The sequence below is a fragment of the Pseudomonas sp. R3-41 genome (genome assembly GCF_054161485.1).
Genome location: NZ_CP096421.1, coordinates 6,515,838 through 6,537,718, shown reverse-complemented (window position 1 = coordinate 6,537,718; position 21,881 = coordinate 6,515,838). Strand labels below are relative to the sequence as shown.

At 60.9% G+C, this 21,881-nt stretch carries 20 protein-coding genes; 7 read left to right on the top strand and 13 right to left on the bottom strand.

Going from position 1 to position 21,881, the window contains the following annotated elements; translation table 11 throughout:
- Positions 1–165 precede the first annotated feature (165 nt).
- The 4 genes from M1D99_RS28215 to gpmI form a co-directional block, all read right to left on the bottom strand.
- Complete coding sequence (locus tag M1D99_RS28215) at positions 166–945, bottom strand: divergent polysaccharide deacetylase family protein (protein ID WP_434572963.1); 780 nt, start codon at positions 943–945, stop codon at positions 166–168.
- A gap of 1 nt (position 946) precedes the next feature.
- The gene (locus tag M1D99_RS28210) at positions 947–2,272 is read right to left on the bottom strand and encodes a S41 family peptidase (RefSeq protein ID WP_434572961.1); all 1,326 of its coding nucleotides are present in this window, start codon (positions 2,270–2,272) and stop codon (positions 947–949) included.
- Between the two features lie 31 nt (positions 2,273–2,303).
- Positions 2,304–3,596: a murein hydrolase activator EnvC family protein gene (locus tag M1D99_RS28205; protein WP_434572959.1), complete on the bottom strand. Its 1,293-nt coding sequence runs from the start codon at positions 3,594–3,596 to the stop codon at positions 2,304–2,306.
- A 238-nt stretch (positions 3,597–3,834) separates the two neighbouring features.
- Positions 3,835–5,364 carry a 2,3-bisphosphoglycerate-independent phosphoglycerate mutase gene (gene gpmI / locus M1D99_RS28200; RefSeq protein ID WP_186729733.1) on the bottom strand — a complete coding sequence of 510 codons (1,530 nt, stop codon included), beginning with the start codon at positions 5,362–5,364 and terminating at the stop codon, positions 3,835–3,837.
- Positions 5,365–5,516: 152 nt separating this feature from the next.
- Between gpmI and M1D99_RS28195 the strand changes: the two genes are divergently transcribed.
- Genes M1D99_RS28195 through secB form a run of 3 tightly spaced genes read left to right on the top strand, consistent with a single transcriptional unit; the run spans position 5,517 to position 6,709 of the window.
- Positions 5,517–5,930, top strand: a complete 414-nt coding sequence (locus M1D99_RS28195; protein WP_186710851.1) for a rhodanese-like domain-containing protein — start codon at positions 5,517–5,519, stop codon at positions 5,928–5,930.
- A 1-nt stretch (position 5,931) separates the two neighbouring features.
- The gene (gene grxC / locus M1D99_RS28190; protein WP_186710850.1) at positions 5,932–6,186 is read left to right on the top strand and encodes a glutaredoxin 3; all 255 of its coding nucleotides are present in this window, start codon (positions 5,932–5,934) and stop codon (positions 6,184–6,186) included.
- Positions 6,187–6,226: 40 nt separating this feature from the next.
- Positions 6,227–6,709, top strand: coding sequence for a protein-export chaperone SecB (secB, locus tag M1D99_RS28185; protein ID WP_058546235.1), 483 nt, complete (start codon positions 6,227–6,229; stop codon positions 6,707–6,709).
- A 124-nt stretch (positions 6,710–6,833) separates the two neighbouring features.
- Here secB and trmL read toward each other — a convergent pair whose 3' ends face one another.
- Positions 6,834–7,289: a tRNA (uridine(34)/cytosine(34)/5-carboxymethylaminomethyluridine(34)-2'-O)-methyltransferase TrmL gene (gene trmL / locus M1D99_RS28180; RefSeq protein WP_434572956.1), complete on the bottom strand. Its 456-nt coding sequence runs from the start codon at positions 7,287–7,289 to the stop codon at positions 6,834–6,836.
- Here trmL and M1D99_RS28175 point away from each other — a divergent pair.
- The gene (locus M1D99_RS28175) at positions 7,288–7,728 is read left to right on the top strand and encodes a hypothetical protein (RefSeq protein WP_186706134.1); all 441 of its coding nucleotides are present in this window, start codon (positions 7,288–7,290) and stop codon (positions 7,726–7,728) included. The two genes, trmL and M1D99_RS28175, sit on opposite strands and share 2 nt — an antisense overlap.
- Before the next feature lie 202 nt (positions 7,729–7,930).
- Here M1D99_RS28175 and M1D99_RS28170 read toward each other — a convergent pair whose 3' ends face one another.
- From M1D99_RS28170 to glnA, 7 genes are all read right to left on the bottom strand, one after another.
- Entirely contained in the window at positions 7,931–8,110 is a 180-nt protein-coding gene (locus tag M1D99_RS28170) for a hypothetical protein (protein WP_434572952.1), read from the bottom strand.
- A 128-nt stretch (positions 8,111–8,238) separates the two neighbouring features.
- Positions 8,239–9,675, bottom strand: coding sequence for a nitrogen regulation protein NR(I) (gene ntrC / locus M1D99_RS28165; protein WP_186706133.1), 1,437 nt, complete (start codon positions 9,673–9,675; stop codon positions 8,239–8,241).
- On the bottom strand, positions 9,672–10,757 hold the full coding sequence (gene glnL, locus M1D99_RS28160; RefSeq protein WP_003186732.1) for a nitrogen regulation protein NR(II): 1,086 nt from the start codon (positions 10,755–10,757) through the stop codon (positions 9,672–9,674). Before glnL ends, ntrC begins: the two co-directional genes overlap by 4 nt.
- 253 nt (positions 10,758–11,010) lie before the next feature.
- Entirely contained in the window at positions 11,011–11,634 is a 624-nt protein-coding gene (locus M1D99_RS28155; protein WP_434572950.1) for a DUF4124 domain-containing protein, read from the bottom strand.
- Positions 11,631–12,149 carry a DUF4124 domain-containing protein gene (locus M1D99_RS28150; RefSeq protein ID WP_434576643.1) on the bottom strand — a complete coding sequence of 173 codons (519 nt, stop codon included), beginning with the start codon at positions 12,147–12,149 and terminating at the stop codon, positions 11,631–11,633. The genes M1D99_RS28155 and M1D99_RS28150 overlap by 4 nt, the downstream gene beginning before the upstream one ends.
- A gap of 327 nt (positions 12,150–12,476) precedes the next feature.
- Positions 12,477–13,040 (bottom strand): chorismate mutase, encoded by a 564-nt coding sequence (locus M1D99_RS28145; protein ID WP_434572948.1) that lies wholly within the window; start codon positions 13,038–13,040, stop codon positions 12,477–12,479.
- A 122-nt stretch (positions 13,041–13,162) separates the two neighbouring features.
- A complete protein-coding gene (gene glnA, locus M1D99_RS28140; RefSeq protein WP_014336114.1) occupies positions 13,163–14,569 on the bottom strand; it encodes a type I glutamate--ammonia ligase in 1,407 nt (468 codons plus the stop codon).
- 328 nt (positions 14,570–14,897) lie between these two features.
- Here glnA and thiI point away from each other — a divergent pair, with 328 nt between their 5' ends.
- Both thiI and typA read left to right on the top strand, forming a co-directional pair.
- Complete coding sequence (gene thiI, locus M1D99_RS28135; protein ID WP_434572946.1) at positions 14,898–16,352, top strand: tRNA uracil 4-sulfurtransferase ThiI; 1,455 nt, start codon at positions 14,898–14,900, stop codon at positions 16,350–16,352.
- Positions 16,353–16,485: 133 nt separating this feature from the next.
- Positions 16,486–18,306: a translational GTPase TypA gene (typA, locus tag M1D99_RS28130; RefSeq protein WP_250961897.1), complete on the top strand. Its 1,821-nt coding sequence runs from the start codon at positions 16,486–16,488 to the stop codon at positions 18,304–18,306.
- Between the two features lie 227 nt (positions 18,307–18,533).
- Here the strand turns inward: typA and M1D99_RS28125 are convergent, their stop codons facing one another.
- A complete protein-coding gene (locus M1D99_RS28125) occupies positions 18,534–18,971 on the bottom strand; it encodes a YkgJ family cysteine cluster protein (RefSeq protein ID WP_003196865.1) in 438 nt (145 codons plus the stop codon).
- Between the two features lie 255 nt (positions 18,972–19,226).
- Between M1D99_RS28125 and M1D99_RS28120 the strand changes: the two genes are divergently transcribed.
- Positions 19,227–21,677 carry a glycogen/starch/alpha-glucan phosphorylase gene (locus tag M1D99_RS28120; RefSeq protein WP_434572943.1) on the top strand — a complete coding sequence of 817 codons (2,451 nt, stop codon included), beginning with the start codon at positions 19,227–19,229 and terminating at the stop codon, positions 21,675–21,677.
- Positions 21,678–21,881: the final 204 nt, after the last annotated feature.

Genomic DNA, 21,881 nt, shown 5'->3' with positions numbered 1-21,881 from the left:
CCCTGTGGGAGCGAGCCTGCTCGCGAATGCGGTGGATCAGCTTGCAGAGATGTTGGATGTGCTGGCCCCTTCGCGAGCAAGCCCGCTCCCACAAGGTTGCCCGGGTGTTCACTGCGGTGCCTATCTCAGATCCCCTGTGGGGGCGAGCTTGCTCGCGATGGGCTGCTACCGATAAACCCCATCTTTCCCATGCCCAACCATCGCCCGGTTGCTGCGCAGGCTGATCATCGATTTGATGTCGATCCATTCGATGCCCTGGGCCTTGAGCTTGGGCAGTTCGCGTTCGAGCACGGCCAGGGTCTGCGGGTAGGGGTGGCCGATCATCACGGCCGAGCCTTGCCGGCGGGCCAGGTCAATGGCGATCTGGAGCTGGCCGGCTATGGCGGCTTCGGTGCGCTCGTCATCCAGGAACACATCCCGCGACACACTGGCGAGGCCGATCTTCTGCGCCTCGGCGGCGGCGACGGTTTGGGCGCTGGTGCGGCTGTCGACGAAAAACTTGTGACGCTGCTGCAAATTCGCCATCAGCCAGGCCATGGCCTGGGGTTGGGCGGTCATGCGGCTGCCCATGTGGTTGTTGATCCCGCTGGTATAGGGCACGGCGGCGAACGCGGCGTCCAGGCGTTTGCCCAGTTCTTCGATGGGCAGTTCCGGATGCCAGGCGAATGGCCCGGTGGCCGGGTCCATGGGCATGTGGAGCATGACCAGCTTGCCGGCGCGATGGGCTTCGCGGGCGAACTCGGCGGCATGGGGCGTGTCGGGCATGATCGCGGCGGTGACCGGACCAGGGAGGGCCAATACCCGGCGATCCCGAGGCAGGTTCTGCCCCAGGTCGTCGATGATCAGGCTCAGGTACGCCTTGTGCGGCGAAGAAGGTGTGGCGGGGGCCGCGTTAACGGCTCCCGCCAGCAGGCACAGCAGGACGAAGGTGAAGCGCAAGCCCATCTCAGCGGCCGGACGTGATGTTCAACCCCTTGAGCAAGCTCAAGGCCTGGGCCAATTGATAGTCGTCGTCCTGCGGCATTGGCTTGGCCTTGGCGCCGGAGCCGGTCGGTTTGTCGGCACCACCGTTGCCATTGCCCAAGTGACCTTGCAGGTCGGCTTCCTTGAAGTATTCGCTATCCGCCTCGCTAGTGATCTTGGCCTTGCGCACTTCGATGTCCGGGACGATGCCCTGGGCCTGGATGGAGCGGCCGTTAGGCGTGAAGTACAGCGCGGTGGTGATCTTCAGGGCGCGCTCGTTGTTCAGTGGCAACACAGTCTGCACCGAGCCCTTGCCGAAGCTGGTGGTACCCATGACCACGCCGCGTTTCTGGTCCTGCAGGGCGCCGGCGACGATTTCCGAGGCCGAGGCACTGCCGCCGTTGATCAGCACCACCAGTGGCACGGCTTCGCTCAAGTCGTTGCCAGTGGCCGAGAAACGCAGTTCGGAATTGGCGATGCGCCCCTTGGTGTAGACGATCAGGCCCTTGGTGATGAAATGATCCACCACTTCCACCGCTGATTGCAGCACGCCGCCGGGGTTGTTGCGCAGGTCCAGGACCAGGCCGTTGAGTTTCTTGCCGTTGTCCTTGCGCAGCTTGGCCAGGGACTTGGCGACTTCTTCGCCAGTCTTGACCTGGAATTGGGTGATGCGGATATAGCCGTAGCCCGATTCCAGCAACTGGCTCTTCACGCTCTTGACCTGGATGACCGCGCGGGTGAGTGTCACATCGAACGGCGTGCCGCCGTCGCGTACCAGGGTCAGGGTGATCTTCTGGCCGATCTTGCCGCGCATCTTGTCCACGGCTTCGGTCATGCTCTGGCCGCGGGTCGGTTGGCCGTTGATCTTGACGATGAAGTCACCGGCCTGGATGCCAGCCTTCGAGGCAGGCGTGTCGTCGATCGGCGAGACGACCTTGACGAAACCGTCTTCGCTGCCGACTTCGATGCCCAGGCCGCCGAACTCGCCGCTGGTGCTTTCCTGCAACTCGGCAAAATCCTCCGGCCCCAGGTAGGCCGAGTGCGGGTCAAGATTGCTGAGCATGCCCTTGATGGCGTTCTCCAGCAGCATCTTGTCATCCACGGGCTCGACATAGGCGGCCTTGATCCGGTCCATGACCTCGGCAAAGGTGCGCAGTTCGTCCAGCGGCAGCGGGGCCTTGGTGGTCGCGGCGGTGGCGGCGGTGGCGGCGGGTGCCGATGGGGCCGGTTCGGCGGCAAAAGCCAGGGGCGCACCGATCACAAGGGCGATCGTCAGGGCCAGCGAGGTGAGGCGGGACAAATGCAGCATGTCGAACGAACTCCTTAATAGGATGGGCGCGCTATCCTTGCGCACGACACCATTGGGCCGGGTCACTGGGGCGACCCTGCTGACGAATAGCGAAATACAGCGCTGGCGTATCCTGCCCGCCACTGTTGCCGACCGTGGAGATGGACTCACCGGCCTTGACCACATCGCCCGCCGCCTTGAGCAGCGTCTGGTTGTGGCCGTACAGGCTCAAATAACCGTTGCCGTGATCGAGGATCACCAACAGGCCGGCGCCACGCAACCAGTCGGCGAATACCACGCGACCGCCATGCACGGCATGCACCTGGCTGCCGGCGGAAGCGCTGATCATGACCCCGTCCCACTTGGTGCGGGTGTCGTCGCCGCGGGTTTCACCGAAGCGCGCAAGCAATCGACCATTGACCGGCCATGGAAGTTTGCCTCGGGCTGAAGCAAAAGCACCGCCGAAGGTTTCGCCATCACTGGAAACCAGCGCGCCGGGGCTGGTTTTTGCCGGTTTGCGCGGAGCGTCGCCGGCGTCCGCGTCGGCCTGGGCTTCACGTAAGCGCTTTTTTTCGGCTTCCTGCTGGGCGATCAGCGCTTTCTGACGCGCTTCTTCTGCCTCTCGAGCCTGACGGGCCAGGGTTTGCTCGATGGTTTTCAACACATTGGCCAGTTCGGCCTGGTCCTGCTCGCGAGCTTTGAGCTTGCTGTCGCGGGCCTTCACGTCGTCATTGAGCTTGGCCAGGGCCACCTGGCGCTCCTTGCGAACCTTCTCGAGTTCTTCACGCTGGGTGTCGAGGCTGCTTTTCTGCACCAGCAACTGGGCTTGCTGCAGCTCGATGTCTTTTTCGACATTGGCCAATTGGCGCAGGGTTTCGTTGAAATTCTTGAGTTGCTCCAGGCGGGCCTGGCTCAGGTAGTCGTAATAAGTGAGGGTGCGGGCGAATTTCTCGGGGTTCTGTTGGTTGAGCAGCAGCTTGAGGTATTCCTGGCGGCCGTTCTGGTAGGCGGCCCGGGCCTGGATGGCGATCAGCTTTTGCTGCTCAGTGCGCGCGCCCTGGAGTTTTTTTTTCTCTCCATCGAGCCGCTGCAGCTCGGATTCGCTTTTCTTCAGCTCTTTTTGCAGGGCGTCGACCTGCTTCTCCAGCTTGCCCATCTCGGTTTCGGTGCCGCGCAGGTCTTTCTGCACGCTGGATTTTTCTTCCTGCAACTTGCCCAGCAGTTTTTTCAGCTCGGCAATGTCCTGGCGCGTGGCTTCCAACTGCTGTTGGGTTTGCGCGCGCTCGTCGGCAAAGGCCGGTTGAAGCAGGCAGGTCAGAGCGAGGGCTATCAGGACGCGAAGCATAGAGGCGGGCGACACCAGGGAAAGGGACGGCCTAGTATGCCCGCCCCACGCTGCAAAAAAAACGCCCATTTGGGGCTGTGTGATAACTGGAGCAGGGCAAGGCACTCATTTCCCGCCAAACCCCTGTGGGAGCAAAGCTTGCTCGCGATGACGTCGGCACATCCAACGAAGATGTAAATGGTTGGATTGCTATCGCGAGCAAGCTTTGCTCTCACAGGTTTGCGGGATTTGTGTTTCGTCAGACGAGGATCGACGTCCCGGTCATCTCCGCCGGCTTCTCCATGCCCAGCAACATCAGCATGGTCGGCGCTACGTCAGCCAGCACGCCGCCGTCGCGAACCTTGAAGTCACGCTTGCCGACATAGATGAACGGCACTGGCTCGGTGGTGTGGGCGGTGTGGGCCTGGCCGGTGGATTCGTCGGACATTTGCTCGACGTTGCCGTGGTCGGCCGTGATCAACGCTTCCCCGCCGACTTTTTCCAAAGCCTCGACGATGCGACCCACGCAGGCATCCAGGCATTCCACGGCCTTGACCGCCGCCTCGAACACGCCGCTATGGCCCACCATGTCGCCGTTGGCATAGTTCACAACGATGACGTCGTAGCGCTGGTTCTCGATGGCATCGACGATGCGGTCGGTCACTTCCGGCGCGCTCATTTCCGGTTGCAGGTCGTAGGTGGCGACTTTTGGCGACGGGATCAGGATGCGTTCCTCACCCGGGAAAGGTTCTTCACGGCCACCGGAGAAAAAGAACGTCACGTGGGCGTACTTTTCGGTCTCGGCGATGCGTAGCTGGGTCTTGCCGTTTTTCGCCAGGTAGTCGCCGAGCACATTTTCCAGGCTGCCGGCGGCGAAGGCCGATGGCGCGGGAATGCTGGCGGCGTATTGAGTCAGCATCACGAAACCGGCCAGTTTCGGCTGGCGGGCGCGTTCGAATTCCTGGAAATCGTCTTCGACAAATACGCGGGTCAGTTCGCGGGCGCGGTCGGCGCGGAAGTTCATGAACACCACGGCATCGCCGTCTTCGACTTTAACCGGCGCGCCGAGGGTGGTGGCCTTGACGAATTCGTCGCTTTCGCCGCGCTCGTAGGCGGCTTGCAGGCCTTCTTGCGCGGTGGCGGCGTGAAACTCGGCATTGCCATCGACGATCAGGTTGTAAGCCTGGGCGACTCGGTCCCAGCGGTTATCGCGGTCCATGGCGAAGTAGCGACCGATCAGGCTGGCGATCCGGCCTTTGCCCAGCGCCTTGAACGCGTCGTCCAATACTTTGATCGACGACTCGGCGCTCTTCGGTGGCGTATCGCGGCCATCGAGAAAGGCGTGCAGATAAATATTTTCAGCACCACGCCTGGCAGCGAGTTCGGCCATGGCGACCAGGTGATCCTGGTGGCTGTGCACGCCGCCGTCGGACAACAGGCCCATGAAATGCACGGCCTTGCCGGCGGCCACGGCTTTATCCACGGCGGCGCAGATGGTCGGGTTTTCGAAAAATTCGCCGTCGCGGATCGATTTGGTCACGCGGGTGAAGTCCTGGTACACCACACGGCCTGCGCCGAGGTTCATGTGGCCGACTTCGGAGTTGCCCATCTGCCCGTCCGGCAGGCCGACATCCATGCCGCTGCCGGAGATCAGGCCGTTGGGCACGGTGGCCCACAAACGGTCCAGCACCGGCTTGTTGGCCGAATACACGGCGTTGGATTCGTGGCTGTCACTGTGACCGAAGCCGTCGAGAATCATCAGGACCAAAGGTTTAGGCGTGGTAGTCATGGAATCCACTCGTGGCGGGTTAAAAGAAGACGATGGAAAAGGGACGGGCAGTTTAAAGGTAAGTTCCGACGGCGTCACCGCCGGGCGGGGTTTGGCCGGCCTTGCGTGCTGTGTATACTGGCCGACATTTTAACGCCCTGGAACCTCCTTCGATGGTTGCTCACCTGATTGAATTTGCCACTAACCACTACATTCTCGTCGGTATCTTCGTCGTACTGCTGGCGTTGCTGGTTGCCCACACGATGCAGGGCGGCGGACGCAGCCTGAGCACCGGCGAGCTGACCGCGCTGGTCAACAAGGACGCCGGCGTCGTGGTCGATATCCGCCCGAGCAAGGACTACGCCGCCGGTCACATTGTCGGCGCGCTGAACATTCCCCAGGACAAACTGATCGCTCGTGCGGCCGAACTGGAAAAGCACAAGGCCAAGACGCTGATTCTGGTGGACGCCCAGGGCCAGCAGGCCGGTACCCTTGCCCGCGAACTGATGAAGTCCGGCTTCACCGCCGCCAAACTGTCCGGTGGCGTTGCGAGCTGGAAAGCCGACAATCTGCCCCTGGTGAAGTGACATGCCCCACGTAGTTGTCTATTCCAGCGATTACTGCCCTTATTGCTCCCGAGCCAAGCACCTGCTCCAGAACAAAGGCGTGGCTTTCGAAGAGATCAAGGTCGACGGCAAGCCGCAACTGCGCGCCGAAATGACCCAGAAGGCCCGGCGCACCTCCGTGCCGCAGATCTGGATCGGCGACACCCACGTGGGCGGTTGCGATGACCTGTTCGCCCTGGAGCGCGCCGGCAAGCTCGACGCGCTGCTCAAGGCCTGAATTCCCAATTAATAGAACCTGAAAGTAAGAAGGATCTGCGATGACTGACCAACAGAACACAGCTGCCACTGAAGAAGAAGCCGCACCGCAATTCTCCTTGCAGCGCATTTACGTTCGCGACCTGTCCTTCGAGGCCCCGAAAAGCCCGGCGATCTTTCGCCAGCAGTGGGAGCCGAGCGTAGGCCTGGACCTGAACACCCGTCAGAAAGCCCTGGAAGATGACTTCCACGAAGTGGTGCTGACCCTGTCGGTGACCGTGAAGAACGGTGACGAAGTGGCGTTCATCGCCGAAGTGCAACAGGCCGGTATCTTCCTGATCAAGAACCTGGACGCCGCTTCGATGAGCCACACCCTGGGCGCGTTCTGCCCGAACATCCTGTTCCCTTACGCCCGCGAAACCCTGGACAGCCTGGTGACCCGCGGTTCGTTCCCGGCCCTGATGCTGGCTCCGGTGAACTTCGATGCCCTGTATGCGCAAGAACTGCAGCGCATGCAACAGGAAGGCGGCGCGACCGTTCAGTAAACCGGTCGGCGCAAGTCCAATGTGGGAGCGGGCTTGCTCGCGAAAGCGGTGTGTCAGGCGACATTGATGTTAACTGACACACCGCTTTCGCGAGCAAGCCCGCTCCCACATTTGTTATGCGGTGTTATTGAAAGCCGTTCTGCCGCCACGCCTCATAAACCGCCACCGCCACGGTATTGGACAGGTTCAGGCTGCGGCAGCCTTCGCGCATCGGCAGGCGCAGGCGCTGCTCGGCGGGCAGGGCGTCCAGCACGTCAGCCGGCAGGCCACGGCTTTCCGGGCCGAACAGGAACGCATCACCAGCGACGAAGCTGGCGTCATGGAACGGCCGCGAACCCTTGGTGGTAAAGGCGAACAGGCGCGGATGCCCGAGGCTCTCCAGACAGCTGGCGAGGTCGGTGTGACGCTGCAAGGTGGCATACTCGTGGTAGTCGAGGCCGGCGCGGCGCAGGCGTTTGTCGTCCATGTCGAAGCCCAGCGGTTCGATCAAATGCAGGTGGCAGCCGCTGTTGGCGCACAGCCTGATGACGTTGCCGGTATTGGGCGGTATTTCCGGTTGAAAAAGGATGACGTGAAACATGCACGGCTCCGCAGATAAAGATGAGCGGCATTCTACGCCGCAAACCGACCGACGTTCGAAGCTAATGCCTCGGGTGATGGGTTCGTTGGCGATCGTCGGCATGATGGTGGGGCTGATGATCGGGCGCCTGACCACGCCCGACCCGAGCGCGTTGCAACAGGTCGAAGTGACAGACGGGGTGCTGGTGGCCTGGTTCAACAATGAACCCAAGCTCCATGGGGAAATCGTCGACGGCTCGGTGGCGCTGCTGTTCCAGGCAGAAGGCCGGCCGCAGAAGGGCCAGTTGAAAGTCAACGGCAAGGACGTGAACTGGCGGGTGCGTTTGAGTGACAAGGGGTTGTTGCTGACGCTGGTGGCGGCGCGTCCGTTGCGAGGGGAGTGGACCGGCAGCGAAGTCGATGATCGCTGGCGGCTGGAGGTCCGTCTCCAGGAGCAATAAAAGAGGGAATCCCCGGCCTGCCTGTACCAAGGTCCCCAAAACGGGAGGGCGCGCGCTGGGCGCATGGCCCTGGGTATAAAGAAGGGAAACCTTGACCTGCCTGTATCAAGGCCCCCAAAACAGTGGGCTCACTGAGCCCGTATAAAATGGGGAATCCCCGGCCTGCCTGTACCAAGGTCCCCGAAACTGGGTAGTGATCTAGCTATTGCAGGGGGCGTGCCAGTTTTAAATGGCTTGTCACAAAAACATTGCTGGTAATGTGAAAAGCCCCGTATTTCGGGGCTTTTGCTTTTGTTTGTGCGGTTTTTTTCGAGCTGTGCCGATGGGGTTTGGCTTGCGGTGCATGTGCAATTGCGGTTCGCAGTGCATTGATGCGGTGCATGAAGATCCAATGTGGGAGCGGCGGTGCGGCGATCCGACTTGTTCGCGAATGCGGTGTATCAGTCGACATCACTTTGTCTGATACACCGCTTTCGCGAGCAAGCCCGCTCCCACAGGGGCGAAGGCTGATCAGCCCTCATCCCCATCATCATCATCCCCACCATCGACCTTCATCCCCAGTTCCTTGATCTTGCGGGTCAAGGTATTGCGGCCCCAGCCCAGTAGCACGGCGGCGTCGCGGCGGCGGCCGGCGGTGTGCTTGAGGGCGGTTTCGATCATGATCCGCTCGAAGCTGGGCACGGCACTGTCCAACAGGCTCGACTGGCCACGGGCGAGGGCTTGGTCGGCCCACTGGCGCAGGGCTTGTTCCCAGTTGGTCACCGGGGCCGAATCCTGCGGCAGGCTCAACAGCTCCGGCGGCAGGTCGCTGATGTGCACTTCGCGACCCGAAGCCATCACCGTGATCCAGCGGCAGGTGTTCTCCAACTGGCGCACGTTGCCCGGCCACGGCAGGTTCTTGAGGTATTCCTCGGTTTCGCTCTTGAGCAGCTTGGGCTCGACCGCCAGTTCCTGGGCCGCGCGGCTGAGGAAGTGCCGGGCCAGGGTCGGGATGTCTTCACGACGGTCCGCCAGGCGCGGGATATGGATGCGGATCACGTTCAGGCGATGGAATAAGTCCTCACGGAATTTGCCGGCGTGTACCAGGGTTTCCAGATTCTGGTGGGTCGCGGCGATGATGCGCACATCGACCTTGACCGGCGTATGGCCGCCGACCCGATAGAACTCGCCATCGGCCAATACGCGCAGCAGGCGGGTCTGGGTGTCAGCCGGCATGTCGCCGATTTCATCGAGGAACAGCGTGCCGCCGTCGGCTTGCTCGAAGCGCCCGCGGCGCAGGTTGGCCGCGCCGGTGAACGCGCCTTTCTCATGGCCGAACAGTTCGGACTCCATCAGGTCCTTGGGAATCGCCGCCATGTTCAACGCGATGAACGGCGACGCCGCCCGTGGGCTGTGGCGGTGCAGGGCGTGGGCCACCAGTTCTTTACCAGTGCCCGACTCGCCGTTGATCAGCACGGTGATGTTGGAGTGGCTCAAGCGCCCGATGGCGCGAAACACTTCCTGCATCGCCGGCGCTTCGCCGATGATTTCCGGGGTGCGGGCCAAGGCCGGCACTTCTTCCAGGCCCTGTTGCTCCTGGGCGTGCTGGTTGGCGCGCTTGACCAGCGACACCGCTTCGTCGACGTCGAATGGCTTGGGCAGGTATTCAAAAGCGCCGCCCTGGTAGGACGCCACGGCGCTGTCCAGGTCGGAATGGGCGGTCATGATGATCACCGGCAGGCGCGGATGCTGTTCGCGAATCCGCGCCAACAGATCGAGGCCGCTGGCGCCCGGCATGCGGATGTCGGAAATGATGACGTCCGGTTGCTGACGCGCCAGGCGACTCATCACCCCATCGGCGCTGTCGAAGCTCTGGGTGGTCATGCCTTCCTGTTGCAAGGCTTTCTCCAGGACCCAACGGATAGAACGGTCGTCATCGACGATCCACACGGTTTCACTACGGCTCATGTCGATGTGGCTCCTTGTTCCAGTGGCAGGAAGATCGAGAAGGTGGTGTGGCCGGGGTGGCTCTCACATTCGATCAAGCCCTGATGCTGACTGATGATGTTCTGGGTAATGGCCAGGCCCAGCCCGGTACCGTCCGGACGGCCGCTGACCATGGGGAAAAAGATGGTTTCCTGCAGCTCGGCTGGGATGCCCGGGCCGTTGTCGATGATTTCGATCTTGGTCACCAGGCGATGGCGCACATGGCCGATGGTGAACTGGCGCATGGCGCGGGTCCGCAGGCTGATGCGGCCCAGGCGCAGTTCGTTCTGGCTGCTGATGGCCTGCATGGCGTTGCGCACAATGTTCAGTACGGCCTGGATCATCTGCTCGCGGTCGATCAAGACATCGGGAATGCTCGGGTCATAGTCGCGCACCAAGGTGATGCAGCCCTGGCTTTCGGCTTCCACCAGGCTGCCGACACGTTCCAGCACCTCATGGACGTTGCACATCGCCAGGGACGGCAGCTTGTTCGATCCCAGCATGCGGTCCACCAGGTTCCGCAGGCGGTCGGCTTCCTCGATGATGACGTTGGTGTAGTCCTTGAGGCTTTCTTCCGGCAGTTCACGGGCGAGCAACTGCGCCGCGCCACGTATCCCGCCGAGGGGGTTCTTGATCTCATGGGCGAGACCACGCACCAGCATCTTGCTGGTTTCCTGCTTGGACAATTGCGCCTCTTCCTTGGTGATGCGCAGCAGCCGATCACGGGGATGGACTTCCAGCAGCAGCAAAGTGGCACCGTTGTTCAGAATCGGCGTGACTGCGTAATCCACGGTCAGCGTCTGGCCGGTCAGGGCGGTGAGCATTGCTTCACGCTTGGTGAACGGGTGGGCCTGCTCCACCGCTTGGCGCAGGGAGTTGAGCGCTTCGGCGGATTCGGTGAATAACTCGCTGATGAACTGCCCGTGACTGCGCTGGCCGCTGACGGCCAGGAGCATCTCCGCCGCCGGGTTCATATACTCGAGGCGCAATTCGGCGTCGAGCAGGATGGTCGCGGTGGTGAGGTTGTCGAGCAGCAAGCGGTGTAGTGCGTCGCTAATGGTCATCAGGACCTCTTTTGGAGCGTAGCAACTGGGGACCGATCCCAAATTGCGCGCGCGATTAATGCGCTGTTGCGAGGAAAATGCAAAAACCAAACCAAGGCTCCGAAAAGAAGCGTTTAGAGCCTCAAAAGGGTGTTTTTCGGTCGGTTGCGTGGCGTTCTGCCAGCTTTTTCGGGTACTTTCGAACCAAAATGGGTTTTAGAACTGGGTATCGTGCAAGCTGTTGCACCAATATAGTGCGTCGGTGTGGGCGGTGTTAGAAGAACGGCAAGATGCTGCTTTTTTCTTCTTCAGGTTTTTCGGCGAGAGGGCACTCGGGCCTTTGACCGTAGTCGGCCGTGGCGCAGGGCTTGATGCGGCGCTTTTGCGCCAGGGACATGCGCTGCATGTGGAAGGGCTGGTTGGCGGTGCGCTCGACGATGCGGTCCTGCTCGTCGAGGATTTCGACCGCCAGGTGATGAGTGCCTCGATCGATATTACTCAAGGCGAATACCGGGCTCGACCCCGGCGCGCCCGTCGGCTGGCCGTCGAGCAACAGGCGGTAGCGGTGGCCTTTTCTCAGGCCGGGCTCGCTGGTGACGCTGACGATCAGTTCGCCTGCGGTGCTGCGTATCGTCGCGTCCGGCTCGGGTATCAACAGCCGGAGCATTTCGTAATGGAACAGCGGCTCGGGCCGGGCTTCGGCCGCAGGCACCGAGGGTGTGCTCGCGGGCGGCGTCGGCATCCGGTTGCCGGGTGACACTTGGACTTTCTTTGCGTTGCCGGGGCGCGGCTGATCGGTGAACACACGATTACCCTGGGCATCGATGTAGGTGTAGACCTGCGCCACCCCGGGCAGCGCCGCCAATGCCAGGCCAAGGGCGAGCCACCAGCGGATCATGGTCGGTGCACCCGTTGCACGGTGAACGTGACGGTTTCGCTTTGCTGCACAAGGTTCTGTCCGTCGATGACCTGAACCGCCAGGCTGTGTTCGCCCCGATCGATATTCACCAATTGCAGGCGCGGCAGGTTGCTCGGCTGGCCGTAGGGCTGCCCGTCCAGCAGCAAGCGGAACAGATGGGGGCTGCGCAGGCGCGGTTGGGCATGCACGCCCACGGTGAAGGTGCCGTTGTTGGCTCGCAGGGCCTCCTCGGTGGGGATGTCGATCAGTTCCAGGATCTCATAGGCATTGCGCGGCTCGTCGCTGTTCGCGGGGGCTGGTGGCGTGTCCGGGCTGGTCGGGGATTGACGTTCGATGCTGTTGAGCGGCGGCAACTCCACCGTCTGCGCCGGTACGCCTTGGGGCGGCTGGTTGCTGTAGGCGGTGTTGCCCTCGGCGTCGGTGTACTTGTAGATCTGCGCGGCGGCGGGCAGTGCCAGCAGCAACAACAGGATGATTGAAAAACCGCGACCCATGGGAAATCGACCGAAAACCAAAGTGATGGATGCAGCATAGGCCAGGGCGGATGGTTGGCCCAGTGTTGTGTTCACAGCAAATCCCCTGTGGGAGCGGGCTTGCTCGCGAAGGCGGTGTGTCAGTCGCTGAGATATTGAATGTGCCGGCCCCTTCGCGAGCAAGCCCGCTCCCACAGGGGATCTGCAGTGAACACAAATCTTGTGCCCGATGCATAACCACTGTGGGAGCGAGCCTGCTCGCGAAAGCGGTGTGTCAGACGCTGATATGTTGAATGTACAGGCCTCATCGCGAGCAGGCTCGCTCCCACAAGGGAAGGGGGGGCTGTCTTAAGCTTTTGTGGAGATACACAGTCCTCCGGTCGCTCGGATGAGCGCGAGGCGGTGCACCGGGTGCTGTTTGTTGTGGTGGGTGGCTTGGGCCAGCCATTGCGGGCAGTGCGGGTCGGTGCGGTAGGGGGCGAAATCGGCCAGTTGTTGCAGCAGGCGTTTTTGCAGTCGATCAAGTTGTGGGCGGATCTCGCCTACCAAGTCCGGGCGTGGCAGGTCCGGGGCCTTGCCGTCCAGGGCCCAGTCGGACAAGTTGATGTATTGCACCATTTTGTTGGCTTCTATCTGGGCGGCGAAAAACGCTTCCACGGTTTCACCACTCAGCTTGTAGGCCGGCGCCTGGGCAACGGCGGCGGCAATGACTTCACGCTCGCGCTGACGGTCCTCCACAGGTTTGCCACTGTCCCATTTGCTCAACGCTACCTGGTCGGCGATGGCCAGGCGTTCGCCAATGGCGTTGAGCAGCGGGGTGAGGTCGTCAGGGGCGCGGGTCGAGGCGGCTTCGGCGGTGGTAGCCAGCAGCGCGGCAGACAGGGCAAGGCAGAGCTTGAAGCGCAACGTCATGGTCAGTCTCGTCTTCTGTGGGGGAGCGACGAGGCATCATGCACTTAACCTGCACCCATAAAAAAGGCCTCCCGAAGGAGGCCTCTCTTTAGTTCACGCCGTGCGTGGCGGCGCTTACTGGATCAGCAGCTGTAGTACAGCTCATATTCCAGTGGGTGTACGAAGGTGCGAACCTTGATTTCTTCTTCGCTCTTCAGTGCGATGTAAGCGTCGATGAAGTCATCGCTGAATACGCCGCCCTTGGTCAGGAAGGCACGGCCCTTGTCCAGCTCTTCCAGGGCTTCTTTCAGGCTGCCACAGACCTGTGGGATTTCCTTGGCCTCTTCAGGCGGCAGGTCATACAGGTTTTTGTCAGCAGCATCGCCAGGGTGGATCTTGTTCTGGATACCATCCAGGCCGGCCATCATCAGTGCAGCGAAAGCCAGGTACGGGTTGGCAGCCGGATCCGGGAAGCGTGCTTCGATACGGCGGGCTTTAGGGCTGTTCACATAAGGAATACGGATCGAGGCGGAACGGTTGCGAGCCGAGTAGGCCAGCATGACCGGTGCTTCGAAGCCTGGGACCAGACGCTTGTAGGAGTTGGTCGACGGGTTGGTGAAGCCGTTCAGGGCCTTACCGTGCTTGATGATACCGCCGATGAAGTACAGGGCAGTGTCCGACAGGCCGGCATAGCCTTCGCCTGCGAAGGTGTTCTTGCCGTCCTTGGAGATCGACATGTGAACGTGCATGCCCGAACCGTTGTCGCCGTACAGAGGCTTCGGCATGAAGGTCGCGGTGCGGCCGTAGGCGTCAGCCACGTTGTGCACGCAGTACTTGAGGGTCTGAACTTCGTCAGCCTTCTTGACCAGCGTGTTGAATTTCACGCCGATTTCGTTCTGGCCGGCAGTCGCCACTTCGTGGTGGTGAACTTCGACGGTCTGGCCCATTTCTTCCAGTGCGTTGCACATGGAGGTACGGATCTCGTGGTCGAAGTCGAACGGTGGAACCGGGAAGTAACCGCCCTTGATACCTGGGCGGTGGCCTTTGTTGCCGCCTTCCACGTCCTGGTCGGACATCCACGAACCTTGTTCGGAGAAGATCTTGAACATCGAGCCGGAGATGTCGGACTTGAACTTGACCGAGTCGAAGATGAAGAACTCAGGCTCAGGACCGAAGAAAGCGGTGTCGCCGATACCGGTGGACTTCAGGTATTCCTCGGCACGGTGGGCGATGGCGCGTGGGTCGCGGTCATAGCCTTGCATGGTCGAAGGTTCGATGATGTCGCAGACCAGGATCAGGGTCGGCTCTTCGGTGAACGGGTCCAGGACGGCGGTTTCGTCGTCCGGCATCAGGATCATGTCGGAGGCTTCGATGCCTTTCCAGCCGGAGATGGAGGAACCGTCGAACATCTTGCCGATTTCGAAGAATTCGTCGTCCAGCGCATCACGGGCCGGCATGGTCACGTGATGTTGAGTGCCTTTGGTGTCAGTGAAGCGCAGATCAATCCACTTGACGTCATGATCTTTGATGAGTTGAACCGACTTCGACATATGTCCTCCGGGTGGCTTCGGGCGGGTAGTGGAGTGCCCTTAGATATGGGTGATGCCGGCGCGAATACTCTGCCAAGGCAACCTGCCTCACAAGGGAGCAAATTGCATGCCAGTGCCCCACCATGGGTTTTTTGCACCAAATCCTCGCTTTTAAAGGCGTAAATCACAGATTGTCAGACAATAACGCACTGCAATGTGGCGCCGTCAATCGATAATGACCTGTTTTGGTGCATGCAAAACCATCTGCACAGAAACTGGTTAAACCTTGAGCAATTTCCGCTATAATCCGCGCCCCCCTTTTTCGGCTGGCCGTTCGCGCGCTGTTTTCATGAAACTAATCGTAAAAGTCTTCCCCGAGATCACCATCAAGAGCCGCCCGGTACGGATGCGTTTCATCCGCCAGTTGGCCAAGAACATCCGTGCCGTGCTCCGAGACCTGGACCCGGCTGTGGTGGTGAATGGCGTGTGGGACAACCTCGAGCTGGAAACCCGTGTCAGCGAACCCAAGGTCCTCAAGGAAATGACCGAGCGCCTGAGCTGCATGCCGGGCATCGCGCATTTTCTGCAAGTCGATGAATACCCGTTGGGTGATTTCGACGACATCCTTGCCAAGTGCATGCTTCATTATGGTGACGCACTGACCGGCAAGATCTTTTCGGTGCGTTGCAAGCGTGCGGGCAAGCATGCGTTCAGCTCGATGGATGTGGAGAAGTACGTCGGCAGCCAATTGCGCCGGCAATGCGGCGCGGCCGGTATTTCGTTGAAAGATCCGGAAATCGAAGTCCGCATCGAAATTCGCGACCAGCGGCTATTCGTGATCCACAGCCAGCACAACAGCATCGGCGGTTATCCGCTGGGTTCGCTGGAGCAGACCCTGGTGCTGATGTCCGGTGGCTTCGACTCCACGGTAGCCGCCTATCAGATCATGCGTCGCGGGTTGATGAGCCATTTCTGCTTCTTCAACCTGGGCGGGCGCGCCCATGAATTGGGCGTGATGGAAGTGGCGCACTTCATCTGGAAGAAGTACGGCAGCTCCCAACGCGTGTTATTTGTGAGTGTGCCGTTCGAGGAAGTCCTGGGCGAGATTCTCGGCAAAGTCGATAACAGTCATATGGGCGTCATTTTGAAGCGTATGATGTTGCGCGCCGCTTCACGAATTGCCGACCGCCTGCAAATCGACGCGCTGGTGACCGGCGAGGCGATCTCCCAGGTGTCGAGCCAGACGTTGCCGAACCTGTCGGTGATCGACTGCGTGACCGAGAAGCTGGTCTTGCGTCCACTGATCGCCAGCCACAAGCAGGACATCATCGACCAGGCCAATGAAATCGGCACCGCCGAGTTTGCCCGGCACATGCCGGAGTATTGCGGCGTCATCTCGGTCAATCCGAAGACGGCGGCCAAGCGCGGGCGGGTAGAGCACGAAGAGAAAGAATTCGACATGGCGGTGCTCGAGCGTGCGCTCGAAAACGCCAGGCTGGTGCCGATTGATCGGGTTATCGATGAATTGGGCCAGGATGTTCAAATTGAAGAAGTCGGCGAAGCGCTGGCCGGTCAGATCATCATCGACATCCGCCACCCGGATGATGCTGAAGACGACCCGCTGAGTGTCGCCGGCATCGAGGTAAAAACGATGCCGTTCTATGCCGTGAACGCGCGTTTCAAGGAACTGGACCCTACTCGCCAGTACCTGCTGTATTGCGACAAAGGCGTGATGAGTCGCCTGCATGCCCACCATTTGCTCAGTGAGGGGCATGCCAATGTGCGCGTTTATCGACCGAGCTAAGTGCCCGGGGCTGTTTGCCTGTGGCCTGCGTCACCGGCCCCCCGACGCCGCCGACACGCTGTAACTGTCGGACTCAACGTAAATCGCTGCCACGACCTGTCAGCACACCGAATCCTCTGATCGAGATACACAAGTGATCGAAAATCTACGCAACATCGCCATCATTGCTCACGTTGACCATGGTAAGACCACCCTGGTAGACAAACTCTTGCGTCAATCCGGCACCCTGGAGCGCAACGAGCTCAACGACGAGCGCGTGATGGACTCCAACGACCAGGAAAAAGAGCGCGGTATTACCATCCTGGCGAAAAACACCGCCATCAACTGGAACGGCTACCACATCAACATCGTGGACACCCCGGGCCACGCCGACTTCGGTGGTGAAGTAGAGCGCGTGATGTCGATGGTCGACTCCGTACTGCTGCTGGTTGACGCTCAAGACGGCCCTATGCCGCAAACCCGTTTCGTGACCAAGAAGGCGTTCGAAGCCGGCCTGCGTCCGATCGTGGTCATCAACAAGGTTGACCGTCCAGGCGCGCGTCCGGACTGGGTTCTGGACCAGATCTTCGACCTGTTCGACAACCTGGGTGCCACCGAAGAACAGCTGGACTTCAAAGTCGTCTACGCCTCGGCCCTGAACGGCATTGCCGGCCTGGACCACACCGCCATGGCGGAAGACATGACCCCGCTGTACCAGTCGATCGTCGACGACGTACCGGCACCGAAAGTCGACCGTGACGGTCCGTTCCAGATGCAGATCTCGGCACTGGACTACAACAGCTTCCTGGGTGTGATCGGTGTTGGCCGTATCGCCCGTGGTCGCATCAAGCCGAACACCCCGGTGGTTGCCATCGACGCTGAAGGCAAGAAGCGCAACGGTCGTATCCTCAAGCTGATGGGTCACCACGGCCTGCACCGCATCGACGTTGAAGAAGCAGCGGCCGGCGACATCGTCTGCATCAGCGGCTTCGACCAGCTGTTCATCTCCGACACTCTGTGCGACCCACTGAACGTCGAAGCGATGAAGCCGCTGACCGTTGACGAACCTACCGTTTCGATGACCTTCCAGGTCAACGACTCGCCGTTCTGCGGCCGCGAAGGCAAGTTCGTGACCAGCCGTAACATCAAGGAACGCCTGGACAAGGAACTGCTCTACAACGTTGCCCTGCGCGTTGAAGAAGGCGACTCGGCCGACAAGTTCAAGGTCTCCGGCCGTGGTGAGCTGCACCTCTCGGTACTGATCGAAACCATGCGTCGCGAAGGCTTCGAAATGGGCGTGGGTCGTCCTGAAGTGATCATCCGCATGGTCGATGGCGTCAAGCACGAACCGTACGAAAACGTGACCATCGACCTGCCGGAAGAATCCCAGGGCGCGATCATGGAACAAATGGGCCTGCGTAAAGGCGACCTGACCAACATGGTTCCGGATGGCAAGGGCCGTGTGCGCCTTGAGTACAACATCCCGGCCCGTGGCCTGATCGGTTTCCGTAACGAGTTCCTGACCCTGACCTCCGGTGGCGGCATCCTGACCTCGATCTTCGATCGTTACGACGTGATGAAGTCCGGCGACATGTCCGGCCGTCAGAACGGCGTGCTGGTATCGGTTGCCACCGGCAAGGCCCTGACCTACTCGCTGGAGACCCTGCAAGCGCGCGGCAAGCTGTTCGTCGAGCACGGCCAGGATATCTACGAAGGTCAAATCGTCGGCCTGAACAGCCGCGACAACGACCTGGGCGTGAACCCAACCAAAGGCAAGAAGCTCGACAACATGCGTGCTTCGGGCAAGGACGAAACCATCGCCCTGGTTCCGCCGGTCAAGTTCACCCTGGAACAAGCGCTGGAGTTCGTACAGGAAGACGAGCTGTGTGAAGTGACGCCTAAGTCGATTCGCCTGCGTAAGAAAATCCTTGGCGAAAGCGAGCGTACCCGCGCTGCCAAGAAAAGCGGCAACTGAGTTTCGACTTAGTTAGCAGCTGAAAAAAAACGCCCCCGGTCGTGAGATCAGGGGCGTTTTTTTATGCCTGGGAATTATTGGGTGTCTGATAGGGCCCCTTCGCGAGCAAGCCCGCTCCCACAGTTGATTTTCAGTGGGCACAGATTTTGTATCCGCCGTAGATCCATTGTGGGAGCGGGCTTGCTCGCGAAAGCTATCGGCCAAACGCCGCAGAAACTATCAGTTGATCAAAACTTGTCCAACGTCCGCGGGTTGCGCTCGCGCTCCACTTCCTTGGGCTTGTAGGCGCAATAGCCTGGCCGTGGCCCGACCCGCGGATGGTTGCGGCAGGTGTCCGGGCGCTTTTCGTAAATGGTGCACAACCGGCTCTTGCGGTCCAGATAAAGGCAATCGTTGTTGCTCATGCGCTGGAGCGTGAAGATTTCCGACTTCTGGTTGTAGCGCTCGACGATCCCTTCCTTTTGCAGGCGCTTGGCGATGTTCTTCGGTGGGTCGCCCAGTTCGAACTCATCGACGATGCCAATGCGGATCAGGTCCTTGATCTTGACCTCCACCGGCAGCGTGCAGCAGCTCGACACGCAGGAACCGCACATCGGGGCGGAGTACTTGGCCCAGGTATCGAGTCGGTCGATCTCCGCGGCGGCGATCAGGTTGGGCTTCATCATCACGGTTTACCAGCATGCATCAGGGCGCGCGATCATACCGGGACTGGTGAAATTTTGAACGACCATCTGCCGGTTTTTTTTTGCATCCCGGTAAAACCTGTCCGGACCGGCACGGCCCCTGCATTCATTCGGCCATCCGGCAATTTCATGGCGGCGATTCTCCGGCACTCGGGGAAATCCACCGAACCAAGAGCCTGTACCGTCTGTCAGACCGTCTAGGCTCAGACAATTCCATGCTCGTTCGAGGTCTTATCAATGACTCAAGAACCACTTGTTCGCGAAGCTGAAGTTGCGGCATTTCGCGACGCCGTGTTGACCAAACTCACTTATGCCGTCGGCAAGGACCCCGATCATGCGTTTGATCACGATTGGTTCGAAGCCATTGCCCTCGCCGCCCGCGACCACATGGTCGAACACTGGATGGACCACACGCGGCAGATCTACCGCAAGGGCCAGAAGCGGGTCTATTACCTTTCCCTGGAATTTCTCATCGGTCGCTTGCTCTACGACAGCCTGAGCAACCTCGGCTTGCTGGACACCGCCCGTGAGGCCTTGACTGAGCTGGGCGTGGACCTGGAGCGCATCCGCCTGCTCGAGCCCGACGCGGCGCTGGGCAACGGTGGCCTTGGCCGCCTGGCGGCGTGCTTCATGGAAAGCATGTCCACACTGGGTATCGCCGGCCATGGCTACGGTATTCGTTACGAACACGGCTTGTTCCGCCAGGCCATCGTCGACGGCTGGCAGCAGGAGCAGACCGAGCACTGGCTGGATTTCGGCAACCCGTGGGAGTTCGAACGTCCGGAAGTGGTCTACCCGATCGGCTTTGGCGGCAGCGTCGAGACCGTCACCGACGACACCGGCAAGACCCGCCAGGTCTGGTCTCCGGCCGAAACCGTGCGGGCCATTGCCTATGACACGCCGGTGGTGGGCTGGCGCGGCGCGAGCGTCAACACCCTGCGCCTGTGGCGTGCCCGGGCCATGGAAGAGTTGCACCTGGAGCGCTTCAATGCCGGCGACCACTTGGGCGCGGTAGCGGAAGTGGCCCGGGCCGAGAGTATTTCCCGCGTGCTGTACCCAGCCGACAGCACCGAAGCCGGGCAGGAGCTGCGCCTGCGCCAGGAGTATTTTTTCGTCGCCGCCTCGTTGCAGGACTTGCTGCGCCGGCATCGCAACATGCACACCTCGGTGCTGACCCTGGGCGATCACGCGGCCATCCAGCTCAACGACACGCACCCGTCCATTGCCGTGGCCGAGTTGATGCGGCAATTGGTGGACGTCTACGACGTGGCCTGGGACGCGGCCTGGCAGGTCACCCAGGACACGCTGTCCTACACCAACCACACGCTGTTGCCCGAAGCCCTGGAGACCTGGCCGGTGGGGTTGATGGAGCGCATGTTGCCCCGGCACATGCAGATCATCTACCTGATCAACGCCCAGCACATCGATTCGCTGCGGGCCAAGGGTGTGCACGATTTCGACGTCCTGCGCGCGGTGTCGCTGATCGAGGAGGACAACGGCCGCCGGGTGCGCATGGGCAACCTGGCGTTCCTCGGTTCCCACAGCGTCAATGGCGTGTCCGGGCTGCATACCCAGTTGATGCGCAGCACGGTGTTCTCCGAGCTGCACAAGCTCTATCCGGAGCGGATCAACAACAAGACCAACGGCATCACCTTCCGCCGCTGGCTGTTCCAGGCCAACGCTGAATTGACGTCGATGATGGTCGACGCCCTCGGCCCGAGCGTGCTCGACAACCCAGAGGAGCGCTTGATCGAACTGGAACCGTTTGCCGACAAGCCGGCGTTTCGCAAGCAGTTCGCCGAGCAGCGCCTGCACAGCAAGAAGGCCCTGGCTTACTTGATTCATGAACGATTGGGCATCGCCGTCAACCCGGCGGCGATGTTCGACGTGCAGGTCAAGCGGATCCACGAGTACAAGCGCCAGTTGCTCAACCTGATGCACACCGTGGCGCTGTACCAGGCGATTCGTGCCGAGCCGGAAGTGGACTGGGTGCCGCGGGTGAAGATCTTCGCCGGCAAGGCCGCCGCCAGTTATCACCAGGCCAAGCTGATCATCAAATTGACCAACGACATCGCCCGGGTGGTGAACAACGACCCGACCGTGCGCGGCTTGCTCAAGGTGGTGTTCCTGCCCAACTACAACGTCAGCCTGGCCGAAAGCATCATCCCGGCGGCGGACTTGTCGGAGCAGATTTCTACCGCCGGTTTCGAGGCCTCGGGTACCAGCAACATGAAGTTCGGCCTCAACGGTGCGCTGACCATCGGCACCATGGACGGCGCCAACGTGGAGATGCATGACCGCGTCGGTGGCGAGCACATGTTCATCTTCGGCCTGACCGCCGAGCAGGTGGAGGCGCGCAAGCGCAACGGCGAATTCAGCGCCGCGCCGGACATCGCCGCGTCCCATCGGCTCAATGATGTGCTGCAGGCGATTCGTGGCGGGGTGTTCTCGCCGGACGATCCGATGCGCTACACCGGGCTGGTGGACTCGCTGGTGGATTACGACCGCTTCCTGGTGTGCGCCGATTTCGACGCCTACTGGAACGCCCAGGCCAAGGTCGAGGAGAAGTGGCACGACTCCAAGCAATGGTGGCGCTCGGCGGTGCTCAACACCGCGCGCATGGGCTGGTTCTCCTCGGACCGGACCATCCGGGAATACGCCACCGACATCTGGAAAGCCCTGGAATAGCCTTTACTGCAAGAAATGTGAGCGAAGCCCAACGGCGGTTGGGCTTCGTCGATATACTAGGCGCCAGTTTCGCCGGGCTGTGCAGCCGGACTCGGTACTGGAAATGCCAACCATCCAATGTGGGAGCGAACTGTGTGGGAGCAAGGCTTGCCCGCGATGAAAACGCCGCGGTCTCTTGAGGACCGCAGCGCCTGGATCGCGAGC